At 61.0% G+C, this 13,395-nt stretch carries 11 protein-coding genes; 5 read left to right on the top strand and 6 right to left on the bottom strand.

Translation table 11 applies throughout. The annotated features are described in order from the left end of the window. Positions 1-297 precede the first annotated feature (297 nt). Together J2Y83_RS14780 and J2Y83_RS14775 are read right to left on the bottom strand one after the other, a co-directional pair. Entirely contained in the window at positions 298-1,464 is a 1,167-nt protein-coding gene (locus J2Y83_RS14780; protein WP_253396268.1) for a cystathionine gamma-synthase, read from the bottom strand. Then, the gene (locus J2Y83_RS14775) at positions 1,461-2,837 is read right to left on the bottom strand and encodes a pyridoxal-phosphate dependent enzyme (protein WP_253396266.1); all 1,377 of its coding nucleotides are present in this window, start codon (positions 2,835-2,837) and stop codon (positions 1,461-1,463) included. Before J2Y83_RS14775 ends, J2Y83_RS14780 begins: the two co-directional genes overlap by 4 nt. Positions 2,838-3,095: 258 nt before the next feature. Between J2Y83_RS14775 and atzF the strand changes: the two genes are divergently transcribed. Beyond that, positions 3,096-4,892 (top strand): allophanate hydrolase, encoded by a 1,797-nt coding sequence (gene atzF, locus J2Y83_RS14770; RefSeq protein WP_253396264.1) that lies wholly within the window; start codon positions 3,096-3,098, stop codon positions 4,890-4,892. A gap of 2 nt (positions 4,893-4,894) precedes the next feature. Beyond that, positions 4,895-5,629, top strand: coding sequence for a GntR family transcriptional regulator (locus J2Y83_RS14765; RefSeq protein ID WP_253396262.1), 735 nt, complete (start codon positions 4,895-4,897; stop codon positions 5,627-5,629). Here J2Y83_RS14765 and dapA read toward each other — a convergent pair. From dapA to J2Y83_RS14750, 3 genes are all read right to left on the bottom strand, one after another. Then, positions 5,604-6,455: a 4-hydroxy-tetrahydrodipicolinate synthase gene (gene dapA / locus J2Y83_RS14760; RefSeq protein ID WP_253396260.1), complete on the bottom strand. Its 852-nt coding sequence runs from the start codon at positions 6,453-6,455 to the stop codon at positions 5,604-5,606. The two genes, J2Y83_RS14765 and dapA, sit on opposite strands and share 26 nt — an antisense overlap. A 363-nt stretch (positions 6,456-6,818) precedes the next feature. Next, positions 6,819-7,301, bottom strand: coding sequence for a VOC family protein (locus tag J2Y83_RS14755; RefSeq protein ID WP_017846413.1), 483 nt, complete (start codon positions 7,299-7,301; stop codon positions 6,819-6,821). A 138-nt stretch (positions 7,302-7,439) separates the two neighbouring features. Next, the gene (locus J2Y83_RS14750) at positions 7,440-8,366 is read right to left on the bottom strand and encodes a LysR family transcriptional regulator (protein ID WP_253396258.1); all 927 of its coding nucleotides are present in this window, start codon (positions 8,364-8,366) and stop codon (positions 7,440-7,442) included. A 142-nt stretch (positions 8,367-8,508) separates the two neighbouring features. Between J2Y83_RS14750 and J2Y83_RS14745 the strand changes: the two genes are divergently transcribed. The 3 genes from J2Y83_RS14745 (at position 8,509) to J2Y83_RS14735 (ending at position 11,622) form a co-directional block, all read left to right on the top strand. After that, positions 8,509-8,913, top strand: coding sequence for a RidA family protein (locus J2Y83_RS14745; RefSeq protein ID WP_253396256.1), 405 nt, complete (start codon positions 8,509-8,511; stop codon positions 8,911-8,913). A gap of 421 nt (positions 8,914-9,334) precedes the next feature. Beyond that, entirely contained in the window at positions 9,335-10,708 is a 1,374-nt protein-coding gene (locus J2Y83_RS14740) for a transposase (protein ID WP_253396254.1), read from the top strand. A 506-nt stretch (positions 10,709-11,214) separates the two neighbouring features. After that, positions 11,215-11,622: a hypothetical protein gene (locus J2Y83_RS14735; RefSeq protein WP_253396252.1), complete on the top strand. Its 408-nt coding sequence runs from the start codon at positions 11,215-11,217 to the stop codon at positions 11,620-11,622. A gap of 180 nt (positions 11,623-11,802) precedes the next feature. Here J2Y83_RS14735 and J2Y83_RS14730 read toward each other — a convergent pair whose 3' ends face one another. Then, on the bottom strand, positions 11,803-13,380 hold the full coding sequence (locus J2Y83_RS14730; RefSeq protein ID WP_253396250.1) for a GMC family oxidoreductase: 1,578 nt from the start codon (positions 13,378-13,380) through the stop codon (positions 11,803-11,805). Between the last annotated feature and the right edge of the window lie 15 nt (positions 13,381-13,395).

The raw sequence follows: 13,395 nt of genomic DNA, 5'->3' as shown, positions 1-13,395 counted from the left end.
CTATCGGGGGCAAGCCCCCTCCCACATTAGGATGCCATTGGCGGACTACGAGGCGTCTCCAAAAAGCAGGGCCAACGTCACGTCAGCCTGACGCAGCATTCGGTGTGGGAGGGGGCAAGCCCCCTCCCACATTAGGATGTCATTGGCGGACTACGAGGCGTCTCCAAAAAACAGGGCCAGCATCACGTCTGCCTGACGCGGTACCCAGTGTGGGAGGGGGCTTGCCCCCGATAGCAATCTGTCAGCCACCGAATCAGGAGACTGATCCACCGCTATCGGGGCAAGCCCCCTCCCACATTAGATATATGCCAAGGCTTGCGCGAGGTCTGCGCGCAAGTCCTCCACATCTTCAACCCCCACCGACAACCGCACCAACCCATCGCCGATGCCCAACTGCGCCCGCGTCGCCGCCGGGATGCTGGCATGGGTCATGATCGCCGGGTGTTCGATCAGGCTTTCCACGCCGCCGAGGCTTTCGGCCAGGGCGAAGAGTTTGACGTGCTCCAGGAAACGCCTGGCGCCGGCCAGGTCGCAGTTCAATGCGACTGAAATCATCCCGCCAAACCCGTGCATCTGCCGACGTGCCAGGACGTGTTGGGGGTGGGAGACCAGGCCCGGGTAGTACACCCGCGCCACTTGCGGTTGGTGTTCGAGCCAGGTCGCGAGGTCCAGCGCATTGCTGCAATGGCGCTCCATGCGCAGGGCCAGGGTTTTCACGCCGCGCAGGGTCAGGAAGGCGTCGAACGGCCCGGCGATGGCGCCGACCGAGTTCTGCAGGAAGCCCAGGCGCTCGGCCAGTTCGGGGTTGTCGCCGACAATCGCGATACCGCCGATCACGTCGGAGTGGCCATTGAGGTATTTGGTGGTGGAATGCACCACGATGTCGCAGCCCAGCTCCAGCGGACGCTGAATCCACGGGCTGGCGAAGGTGTTGTCCGCCACGCAGAGGATGCCGCGGGCGCGGCAGATGCGGGCGATGGCGCTGAGGTCGGTCAGGCTCAGCAACGGGTTGCTGGGCGTCTCGACCCAGACCATGCGCGTGTCGTCCTGCAACGCCGCTTCAAACGCCTGCACATCGCTCAAGTCGACAAAACTGAAACGGTGCCCGGCGCTGCGCTGGCGCACCTTGTGGAACAGGCGGAAGGTGCCGCCATACAGATCGTTGCCGGAGACCACATGGCTGCCGGCATCCAGCAACTCCAGCACGCTGGAAATCGCCGCCAGCCCCGAGGCAAAGGCAAACGCCTGGCGGCCACCTTCCAGGTCGGCCACGCAGCGCTCCAGGGCGAACCGAGTGGGGTTGTGGGAGCGGCCATAGTCGAAGCCCTTGTGTACGCCGGGGCTGTCTTGCAGGTAGGTGGAGTTCGCATAAATCGGCGGCATCAGCGCGCCGGTGGTCGGGTCGGGTGTTTGCCCGGCGTGGATCACGCGGGTGGCAAACGCGTTTTTATCGGGCTGACTCATGCAAGGGATCTCCGTAGGTGATTGAGCAGGTCGACACGGGTGATCAGGCCATGGAAGCCCGACGCGTCGGCGATGATGGCGACCAGGCCGCGATCCAGCTCCGCCTGCAACTCGGCGAGGCTGGCGCTCGGGGCGAGGGTGTGTACGGTCTCGGTCATGGCGCTGGCGACGATCATGGAAAAGTCCGCAGCGTCGTGGTGCAGGCCCAGCAGGATGTCGGACTCGTCAATCACCCCCACCAGTGCCTGGCCGTTCACCAGCACCGGCAGTTGCGAAACATCGGCCAGGCGCATGCGCTGGAAGGCGGTGAGCAGGGTGTCGTCGGGGCTGACGCTGATCACGCGGCCGTCTTCGAAGCGCCGGGCGATCAAGTCACGCAGGTCGCCATAGTGCTTGTAGTGCAACAAGCCCGCATCGTTCATCCACTGGTCGTTGTAGACCTTCGACAGGTAACGCGTGCCGGTGTCGCAGACGAAGCTGACCACACGTTTGGGCGTGGTCTGCGCGCGGCAATAGCGCAAGGCTGCGGCGAGCAGGGTGCCGGTGGATGAGCCGCCGAGAATGCCTTCGGCCTTGAGCAACTGGCGGGCGTGGTCGAAGCTCTCTTCATCGCTGATGGAATAGGCGTGGCGCACGTTGGACAGGTCGGCAATCGCGGGGATGAAATCTTCGCCGATCCCTTCAACCGCCCAGGAACCCGGGGTGACCAAGGTGCCGCTGCGGCTGAATTCGGCCATCACCGAACCGACCGGGTCCGCCAGCACCATTTCCAACGCCGGCTGCACCCGCTTGAAGAACCGCGTCAGCCCGGTGAGCGTGCCGGCCGAACCGACGCCCAGCACAATCGCGTTGAGGTCATGCTGGGTTTGCGCCCAGATTTCCGGCGCGGTGCTGGTTTCGTGGGCGAGTGGGTTGGCCGGGTTATTGAACTGGTCGGCGAAGAACGAGCCTGGGATGTCCTTGGCCAGGCGCGCGGCCACGTCCTGGTAGTACTCGGGGTGGCCCTTGCCGACGTCGGAACGGGTGATATGCACTTCGGCGCCCAAGGCCTTGAGGTGCAGCACCTTTTCGGTGGACATCTTGTCGGGCACCACCAGCACCACCCGGTAGCCTTTCGCTCGACCCACCAGCGCCAGGCCCAGCCCGGTGTTGCCGGCGGTGGCTTCGACGATCGTGCCGCCGGCGCGTAGGCGACCGTCGCGTTCGGCGGCGTCGATCATCGCCAGGCCGATGCGATCCTTGATCGAGCCGCCGGGGTTTTGCGATTCGAGTTTGAGAAACAGCGTGCAGGGGCCGGTATCGAAGCGGCTGATCCGCACCAGCGGGGTGTTGCCGATCAGTTCAAGCACGGCGGGGCGGGCAAGCGTGGGCATGTCGTCACCTGGGTGTAGGGTGGGGGGACAGCAAACGGCAGAGCATGGTTTGGACCATAGGCTGCTATCGCACGGGTCGCAACCGGGCGGTCGGCCGGCTGTCTTTTTTTGGCGCATGGGCGAAGGGTGCGCGCGCCATCCGTGTGCAGTCTTGCCGCGCGGCCTGGGCGCGAACCCGTGCAATCGTTGGGTGTGCGCAACTGGCCTGGGGTTTGCTAGAAACAAATCCAAACTTGGATACAAGATGGAGACCCCCTTATGCAGCGTGTTATCGGCTGGACCCTCGGCGAATGGCGTGAGGCCTATCGCAGCGGCGCGCTCACCCCGGACATCGTGCTGACCCTGGCCGCGCAATACGCCGCTGACGACAACGCCTGGATCGCCCGTGCGCGCCCTGAGCAACTGACGGCGCAGTTGGCGCAATTGAGCGAGCGGCTGGCGGCGGTCGGTGGCGATATGGCCAAGCTGCCGTTGTACGGCGTGCCGTTTGCGATCAAGGACAACATCGACGCGGCCGGCTGGGAGACCACGGCGGCGTGTCCGGAATTTGCCTACGCCCCGGCATCGGATGCGAGCGTCGTCGCCAAGCTGCGTGCGGCCGGTGCGATCCTGATGGGCAAGACCAACCTCGATCAGTTCGCCACCGGCCTGGTGGGCACCCGCTCGCCGTATGGCGCGGTGGCCAACAGCTTCAATCCGGCGTATGTCAGCGGCGGTTCCAGCTCCGGTTCCGCCTCGGTGGTCGCCCGGGGTCTGGTGGCGTTCTCCCTGGGTACCGACACCGCAGGCTCCGGTCGGGTGCCGGCGGGGTTCAACAATATCGTCGGGTTAAAACCCAGCAAAGGCCGCCTGTCCAATACCGGCCTGGTGCCCGCGTGCCGCACGGTGGATTGCATCTCGGTGTTTGCGCTCACCGTGGAGGACGCCGAATCCGTGGCGCAAGTGGCCGAAGGCTACGACGCCAGCGACGCCTATTCCCGCGCCAACCCCCATACCGCGCCTGTGGCGGTGGGCAGCGCGATCAAGCTCGCCGTTCCGGCGACCCTGGAGTTCTTCGGCGATGCCCAGAACCAGGCCGTATTCGCGCAGGCCGTCGAGCGCTTCAAGGCGTTGGGTGCGCTGATCACCCCGGTGGATTTCAGCCCGTTCAAGGCGCTGGCGGACCAGTTGTATTTCGGCCCATGGGTCGCCGAGCGCACGGTCGCCCTGCACAGCATGCTTGAACAGCAGCCGGATGCGATTAACCCGGTGGTGCGCGGCATCGTCGAAAACGGGCTTAAGTACAGCGCCTGCGATGCCTACAAAGCCGAATACCTGCGGGCCGAGCTGAGCCGGCGCATCAATGACACGCTGGCAGGGTTCGATGCCTTGCTGGTGCCGACCTCGCCGACGATTCGCACCCAGGCCGAGATGGCCGGGGAGCCCGTGCGCTACAACTCGCAGTTCGGTTACTACACCAACTTCACCAACCTGGCGGACTTGTGTGCGCTGGCGCTGCCCGCCGGCTTGCGCGCCGATGGCTTGCCCTGCGGCATCACCCTGTTGGCGCCGGCCTGGCATGACACGGCACTGGCCCACTTGGGCAAGCGCTGGCAAGCCGGTCTCGGCCTGCCGCTGGGCGCCACCGCGCGCGCGTTACCCGCGCCAGCCGCGCCAGCACCCGCGCCCGGCAGCGTGCGCGTGGCGGTGGTTGGCGCGCACCTGAGCGGCATGCCGCTGAACTTCCAACTGACCACGCGCAATGCGGTGTTGGTCGAACAAACACTGACCGGCGACAGCTATCGACTGTATGCGCTGCCGGGCACCGTGCCGCCGAAACCGGGGCTGGCCAAGGCGGACAGCGGCCGCTCGATCATCGTCGAGTTGTGGGACATGCCCCTCGCACGCTTTGGCGAGTTCGTCGCCGAAATCCCCGCGCCCCTGGGCATGGGCAACCTGAGCCTGGCGGACGGGCGCAGCGTCAAAGGCTTTATCTGCGAGCCCTGGGCGCTGGCCGATGCGCTCGACATCACCGAATTCGGCGGCTGGCGCGCCTTTGTCGCGAGTCGGGGCTGAGCATGCCGGGTTCAACGCTGAAAAAAACCAGGGCGCGCCCCGACAGCTTGGCCGAACGGATCTACGCGCAGCTCAAGGCGGATATCTTCGACTTTCGCCTGCTGCCGGGGGACCGCTTCAGCGAAGGCGAAGTGGCCGAGCGCATGAACGTCAGCCGCACCCCGGTGCGTCAGGCGCTCTATCGTCTGGAGAAGGAAGGCTATCTGGAGGTGTACTTTCGCAGTGGCTGGCAGGTGAAACCGTTCGACTTCAGCTACTTCGAAGAACTGTATGACGTGCGGATCATTCTGGAACTGGCGGCGGTCAACCGCTTATGCCGGATGGATGAACCGCGCCCTGCGCTGTTGCAAGGGTTGCAGGCGATCTGGCAGGTGGAGGAGGGCGCACGCCAGCAGGACACCCAGGTGGTGTCCGCGCTGGACGAGCGCTTTCACTGCGCCCTGGTGGAAGCCACCGGCAACCGCGAAATGGCGCGCATGCACTACGCCATTACGGAAAAAATCCGCATCATCCGCCGGCTCGATTTTACCCAGGCATCGCGGATCGCGGCGACCTACGAAGAACATGCGCAGATACTCGACGCGATCCTGCAACGGCGCGGTGAGCAGGCGCAACGGCTGCTCACGCGGCATATCGAACTGAGCAAGCAGCAGGTGCGCCAGATTACGTTGCACCGGTTGCAGGTGGCGCGGGACACTCAATCAACCGGCTTCACAACAACGCTTGCAGACGGCTGACGGTGGCGTCGCCGGCCCGCTGCATCGGCGCGCGCAATTCACTGCCGATCAATCCCTGCAGGGCCAGCGCCGCCTTAACCGGTGCCGGGTTGGGCTCCATAAACAGCGTATTGATCAGCGGCAGCAACTGGAAAAACGTCTGCCGCGCCTCGCTCAACTGGTTATCCCGCACTTGCTGCCACAGCGCCACGAACTGCTCGGTGTGTACATGTGCCGACGCCGCGATCGCCCCACTGGCGCCAAGGCACAACGCGTTAAAGATCTGGATATCCTCGCCACACAACACATCCACCGCACCACTGGCCAACAGCGCCAGAGTATTGCCCAGGTTGCCGCCACAGTCCTTGACCGCGACGATGCGCGGATGGGCGACGATGTTCAGCAGCGTGGTCTGTTCAAAGCTCGCGCCGGTGCGATAGGGAATGTCATAGAGAATGATCGGCACACTGGAGGCGTCGGCCACCGTGCGGAAGAACGCTTCAAGGCCGCTCTGGGACGGACGGATATAGCTGGGCGCCGGCACCAACAGCCCGGCCACCGGGCGTTTGAGGATTTCGCCCTGGAACTGCAACAGCTCAATTTGGTTATATCCCGCCAGGCCCATCACCACGCGGTGCGCTGGCACCCATTGCAACACCGCATCCAGCACGGCCAGTTGTTCCTGGCGGCTCAACGCCGCAGCTTCGCCCGTGGTGGTGCAGACCATGATCCCGGCCACGTGCTGTTCCAGCAGATGTTCGACCAGCCGGCGCAAGCCGATAAAGTCGATGGCGCCGTCATGAAACGGTGTGACCACGGGAACCCAGATACCTTGAAACGCTGACATGCACTTTCTCCTGATGATTGACCGATAAAGTCACCGTCAGAAGGGCAGAGGGAATTGTGCAAGGGCAGGGTGTCCGTCGCGCTCAATGTCCTGTCAGCTCATCTGACGGGACAGCGCGCCCCGGTCACATGAGCGACTGTTTCTTCGATTTGAGGGCGCGCGCAACGCAACCTTGCGCCTTGGCGATCAAGCCAATGACGGAAAGGTTAGCGAAAGACGTTGCAAGCATGAGCTGACACACCCTGAATGAGGGCTCCATCTTCAGGGGATGTGAGTAAATGTGTCAAGCCCTGCGCAGTTACCGGCAGGCTGCACCGCCCAGGCACTTGAACAGTGCCTGGGCGGTGAAACGATCGTTGTCGGTCAGGGATTAGCCACTGCGGCCTCAATCGCGGCAATGTCGATCTTGGTCATGGTCATCATCGCCTCGAAGGCTCGCTTGGCCGTCGCCGGGTCGGCATGGGTCACGGCGGCCGACAACACACGCGGCGTGATCTGCCACGACAGGCCCCACTTGTCCTTGCACCAACCGCAGGCACTGGCCTGGCCACCGTTGTCGATGATGGCGTTCCACAGCCGATCAGTCTCGGCCTGGTCATCGGTAGCCACCTGAAAGGAAAACGCCTCGGTGTGCGGGAATGCCGGACCGCCATTCAGGCCGAGACACGGGATGCCCAGCACGGTGAACTCGACGGTCAGAATGTCGCCCTGTTTACCTGCGGGATAATCCCCCGGCGCGCGGTGTAACGCTTTCACCGCACTGTCCGGGAAGGTCTTGGCATAAAACGTCGCAGCGTCCAGGGCGGTGCCGTTGTACCAGAGGCACAGGGTGTTTTTGTTGTTCATGTTCGGTCTCCACGGTGAATGGGTGTGTGGAGTTTAGATCAGGGTGAAGGGCGGATGCGGTGTTGCGAACCGAGTACATCGGCCTCGCCGACAGAGGCCGCATACAGAATCAGCATGCCGGGGCCAGCAACGCCACCGTCACGAACCAAGTCGCTCGCTGACAGGCGCATGCTGCGCCATCAGCTCCGCGACCCAATCAATGAACACGCGCACCTTGATGCTGATATGCCGGTTCGGGGGAAATGCCACGTAGATCGGCATCGGATCGAGGCTCCAGTTCTCGAACAGGGGCACCAGCTCGCCGCGTGCTTCGAAGGTTTTGGACATGTACTTGGGTAGCCAAAGTACACCCAGCCCGGCCAGGCCGGCCGCGAGGTAGGCGTTGCCATCATCGACTGCCAGCGCATAGCGGCCTTTGACCTGGAGGCTCTCAGCGTGGTTGCGCATGGAGTAGGGCAGGGCTTTGCCGGTGCGCGCCCACAAGAAGCCGACGATACGATGCTGCGAATCCTCCAGCTCCCGCGGATGCGTGGGGATACCGACGCGTGCCAGGTAGCTCGGTGCGGCGAAAACGCCAAGCTGGAGGTCGCCTACCTTCCGGGCCATCAGCGACTGATCCTTTATCTCGCCGCCACGCACCACGCAATCGATGTTCTCACCGATCATATCCACGATCCGGTCACTGACGCCCATATCGATCTGGATGTCGGGGTAGCGCAAGTAAAACCCAGGCAATGCGGGGACGAGAATCATGCTGGCCAGAGGGCTCGGCACATCCACTCGCAAGCGACCCCTGGGCAGCGTCGAGGCGTTGGACAGGCTGGTCTCGGCGTCGTCCATGTCGGCCAGCAGCCGCAGAACTCGCTCGTAATAGACTGCACCATCGGCAGTGACGTTGACTTTGCGCGTCGTGCGGTTAAGCAATTTAACCCGCAACCGTGCCTCCAACTGCTGTACCAGTTGTGTCACGGTGGTCTTGCTCATATGCAGTGTTTCGGCCGCCTTGGTGAAGCTGCCAGCTTCCACCACGCGAGCAAATGCCTGCATTGCATCAAAACGGTCCATTGCTGCCTCCGCTATCGAGCAGATTGTTTGGGTTTAACAAACAGTGCTAGCTAAGGTTGCGTGTTTATCGCCTTGGTACAAGCCCTTACAGTCTCTGCATCGTTAGTTCCGGGTCGACGTTGACCCATTGATGGAGGCACCTATGACGCAGCGTGACGTGGTTTTTCCAGCTGGACGCCAGGCGCTTTACGAGCGCAATCGCTATTCGCCGGCTATCAAGTCCAATGGCTTTTTATTCGTGTCGGGGCAGGTTGGCAGTCACGAAGACGGCTCGCCCGAACCCGATCTGGAGGCCCAGGTGCGACTCGCGTTCAGCAACCTGAATGCAATCCTGGTTGCCGCCGGTTGCACCTTCGACGATGTGATTGATGTCACCGTCTTCATCGTCGATCCCGAATCGAAGTTCGAGACGATCTGGAAGGTTGTGCCGGAGTTCTGGGGGAGGGCGCCACACCCGACGCTGACCGGCGTGGGCGTTACGTGGCTCTATGGTTACCAGTTCGAGATCAAGGTGATTGCCAAACTGCCGGAAAACACCGGTGGATGATTTGGCAATCGATTACGTAAGGGCACGCCGTTCAAACCCTGCGTGCCCTCAATATCATCCGTGAAATGGGAGCAAAAGCTGTCGACTGATGAGTCGGTAACTTTAGCAATACGGGCCTGCGGGAGAAGGCTGGCTTGTCTTTTTGGTTGAAAACGGGTGTGGATCGAACGTGAACTCATGGCCGATTTCTGCTTCTCACGAAGGGCTGCAATCGGCCGATTCTGTTGAAACGGTTGGAATGGCTGATCAGGTCGGATGCAAATGAGTGAGGCACGACTCTCAGCGCGCTTTAATGATGTTAGCTTTGGGTCGTTTTCTGCCTGTCGTGACTGGCTGAAAACGGCCGATTCTGTTGAAAAAGTAGATCTCCTGCTTGGCCTGCGGCAAAATCAGGTCATCGGCCAGCGGGAGGATTCGCAGCATGATGGGACAATTGTCGAGCGGACAAGAGAGACTGTTTTACTCGTTCAACATTGAAGATCACATCCCAGCCAATCATCTCCTGCGCAGCATTGATCGATGCCTTGATCTCAGCGATCTGCGCCATTATCTCGCCGATTTTTATAGCCCAGTCGGGCGCCCATCGATTGATCCCGAACTGATGATTCGCCTGTTGGTGGTGGGCTACTGCTACGGCATTCGCTCCGAACGTCGGTTGTGCGAAGAGGCTCATTTGAACCTGGCGTATCGCTGGTTCTGCCGCTTAAGCCTCGAAGACGAAGTCCCCAATCACTCTACGTTTTCCAAGAATCGGCACGGTCGCTTTCGTGACAGCTCGCTGTTTCGCTGGCTGTTCAATGAGGTGCTGCGTCGCTGCATGGACGCAGGTCTGGTCAAGGGCGAAGGGTTTGCGGTCGACGCCAGCGTCATCAAAGCAGATGCCAGTCGGCAACGTGGCGTACCTGGCGATGATGAAATCAACTGGCGCGATCCGTCGCTGAGTACTCGCGCCGTGCGTGAGTACCTTGAAGCGCTGGATGAAGAAGCGTTACGCGAAGCACTGCCTAAGCGCCTGTCATTGACTGATCCACTTTCTCGTTGGACCGCAGCGCCAGGAGGCCCGGCGTTTTTCGCCTACTCGACGAACTATCTGATTGATGTCGAGCATGGCGTGATCATGGATGTGGAGCCGACCCCAGCGCATCGAACCGCCGAGGTCGAGAGCACTAAGACCATGATCGAGCGGGTCGAAGAACAGTTCGACATCAAGCCGGATCGGCTCATCGGCGATACCGCTTACGGAACCGCACCGATGCTGGCCTGGATGGTGAACGAAAAAGACATCGAGCCGCATGTGCCGGTTTGGGACAAAACCGAGCGTAAGAACGAGAGCCTCTCGATCAGTGATTTTCAATGGAGTGAAGAAGCGCAGGAATATCGTTGTCCCACGGGGCACGCCCTGCGCAGCGAGTGGCGGGCCTTCAAGAACCAGCGCTCACATGTCACGAAAGCCGACACCATCATCTTTCGATCCCGGCAAACAGACTGCTCTAAATGCTCAATGAAAGAGCGCTGCTGCCCAAACACCTCGTTCCGAAAAATCGCCCGTAGCGTCCATGAGGCGGCACGCAATGTTGCTCGGCGAATTGCCGCAACACCGCAATACGTGTGCTCTCGCCATGAGCGCAAAAAGGTCGAAATGTTGTTCGCTCATCTCAAACGAATCCTGAAACTGGATCGATTAAGGCTACGAGGAATGACCGGTGCAAACGACGAATTTACCTTGGCCGCTGCGGTACAGAATTTAAGACGACTGGCGAAACTGACCTCACAAGGGCCGCCGACCACGGGATAGGTACGCCCGGAATCAGCAAAACCCCTCAAATTAACCTATTAACCAAGCTGCAACGGTCAATGCAGAACCTGAAAGCCACGCAACGTGGTGACCAGGTTCTGAAACGAGGGCCAACGTCGCCTTCTTACAGCCTGAAATTCCGACTTTTTCAACAGAATCGACCCGAAGCAGTCACTTGCCAGAGGCCGCCATAGCAAATTTCAGAGTTGATCTCTGCGACATATGCATACTGCCGCACGATAGAAAAATCACGAGTGAAGGCTCGAATTGCATTGGTGGCGGTTATCCCAGAATGCCCCCCAAGCACGGTCGCTATTCAGCTAAGTTCTGGGATGCGACAATCGAATCATCACCCAGCGACAGGTTCCATGCTGGCGGAGAAGGGCTGATCTGTCAGGAGATAGAGGTCGTGATTGATATACGGGATTACTCAACGAAGTGAGATTTGCATCGCCGTCCACGAGCTAATGCAAGCATGAATTGAATGGCCTTTCAGGGAGAGCGTCATGATAGGACTATACCTGCTGTGCGCAGTCTTGGTTGTTTACGCGTTGCCACTTGGCTTTACCTTGCTCTATGCCTGGTTGATGAGCACCAAAACCGGTGTGCGATTCGAATTAAGCTTTGCCGAGGCGTCTAGGAACTTCCGGCACGCGATGCTATTCGGCGCACTCTTCGGAATTTTACTTTTTCCGGTCGCGCATTTTTTTCCAAAGACTCCCGCTGTCAGCATCTACGTGTGCGCTCAGTTGGTGCTGCTATTAGTGTTCACTATCCGGTTGAGTTGCTTGGCAGTGGTCTTGCCTTTGGGGGAACATTCGACAGGAGCCAGGCTTGCTTATGGCACGTTGCTCGCGACAGTCATTCTAATTTGCCAGCCCGCCCTCTACATTGCGTGGGCAATCTTGCGCTGAGGCGCGATTACGATCAGCTGGATTTACTACTAAGCCGGACGCTGTAGGTCGTCGTTCGGTGCGCTCACCACGCCAGACCGAAATGCATTACATTTTTGGATGATTACTCACCGGGATCGCGAGTGACCGCTTCTGGCCGTTTCTGCCAGTGAGCATGGGGTGTATCAGTATTCTTATGAGTTACCGGCGCAGCGCTGTGGCCGCAGCCGTCACACCCTGCGCAGCGAGGACAAGATCTGCTGCTCGTTCGGCGATGACGACGCACGGCGCCATCGTGTTGCCAACGGTAATTCGCGGCATGATCGAGGCATCAGCAATGCGCAGTTTATCGATGCCATACACGCGCAGTTGATGGTCGACCACCGACATCGTATCTCGGCCCATTTTTGCGGTGCAGGATTGGTGCCAGTAAGTCACGGCAGAGTTGCGGATGAACTGCTCCATAGCGCGATGTTCTTTCGGCCCGGGCACGACTTCGCGTTTGACCAGCCCGTTGAAGGCTTCGCTGTTACCGAGCGCCCTGCACAGGTCGATCGACGCATACGCCGCGGTCATATCCTCGGGCGCGCTCAGCGAGTTCGGCTCAATGAGTGGGACATCCAGTGGCCCGGCACCCGACAGGCGCAAGCGTCCTCGACTAGCAGGCCTGGCCAGCCCAGCGAACATTGTCCAGCCATGGTGTGGCGGCTCAATCGCGACCTCAGGCGGAGAGGGTACCGCAAACGCCAGTTGACACTGCAACAGGTCCGGGACATCCAGGCGACTGTCGCTTTTCCAGTACAAGGTGGTTTCGCACCCGCCGCTACCGACTGGCTGGGGTTGCAGGTACTCCCACGTACAGCCAAAGGCGAGATGGTCCTGAAGATTCTGGCCCACGCCGGGAAGGTGATGGGTCGGTGCGATGCCGTGGTGTCGCAGTTCATCTTCCGGGCCGATTCCCGATTGCATGAGCACCTTGGGTGTCTGCACCGCGCCCATGGACAGGATGACCTCGGCTGCGGCATAGAAGCACTGCCGTTCGCCGGCGATCACCACTTCGACACCGATAACCCGTGTACCGATAAGCAATAGGCGGGTCACCAATGCCCCTGTCAGGACCGTCAAGTTCGGATAGTGCAACCGTGGCCGGATGTAGGAGTCGTAAACAGATTCGCGCTTGCCCTGGTTAATGCGCAGGTCGGTGATAGCGATCCCGCCCGGGCCTTCCATCATCTCGCCATTGGGACTGTCGAATCGGGGGATACCCAGACGGCTGGCCGCCTCCAACGTTGCCCACGCGAGGGGTTGAGGCGTGGCCGGCTGTTCGACATGCACGGGGCCACCTGAACCACGCCGAGTGGCATCAGGGCTGCCTTGCCAGTTCTCGATCCTGCGGTAGTAATTGAGTACCGAATCGTAGCCCCAGGCCGGGTCGCCGGACTCGGCAGCGAAATGGTCCCAATCGGAGCGGTGCCCGCGCGACCAGACCATCACATTGATGCTGGAGCCGCCGCCGAGTCCCTTACCCATGCTCAGGGATAGCCGTCGACCATTGAGGTGTGGATTGGGTTGCCCCTCGAATGCCCAGTCACGCTTTGAACCGAGGTTCATCGGCCATTGCGCCGGTTCGGCAACCTCGGGGCCTGAGTACCCCTCGCCAGCTTCAATCAGCAAGACGCGTGCGCTTTGCTGATCGGCGAGACGGGCTGCGACCACGCAGCCCGCCGTACCTGCACCGCACACAATGAAGTCATAGTGTTGATCACGCAGATGATTCATGCGCACGCTCCGTAT

Source organism: Pseudomonas marginalis, assembly GCF_024169655.1.
Lineage (GTDB): Bacteria > Pseudomonadota > Gammaproteobacteria > Pseudomonadales > Pseudomonadaceae > Aquipseudomonas > Aquipseudomonas paraveronii.
Note: the sequence above shows the minus strand (reverse complement) of the source record. Positions and strands in the feature narration are given on the sequence as shown.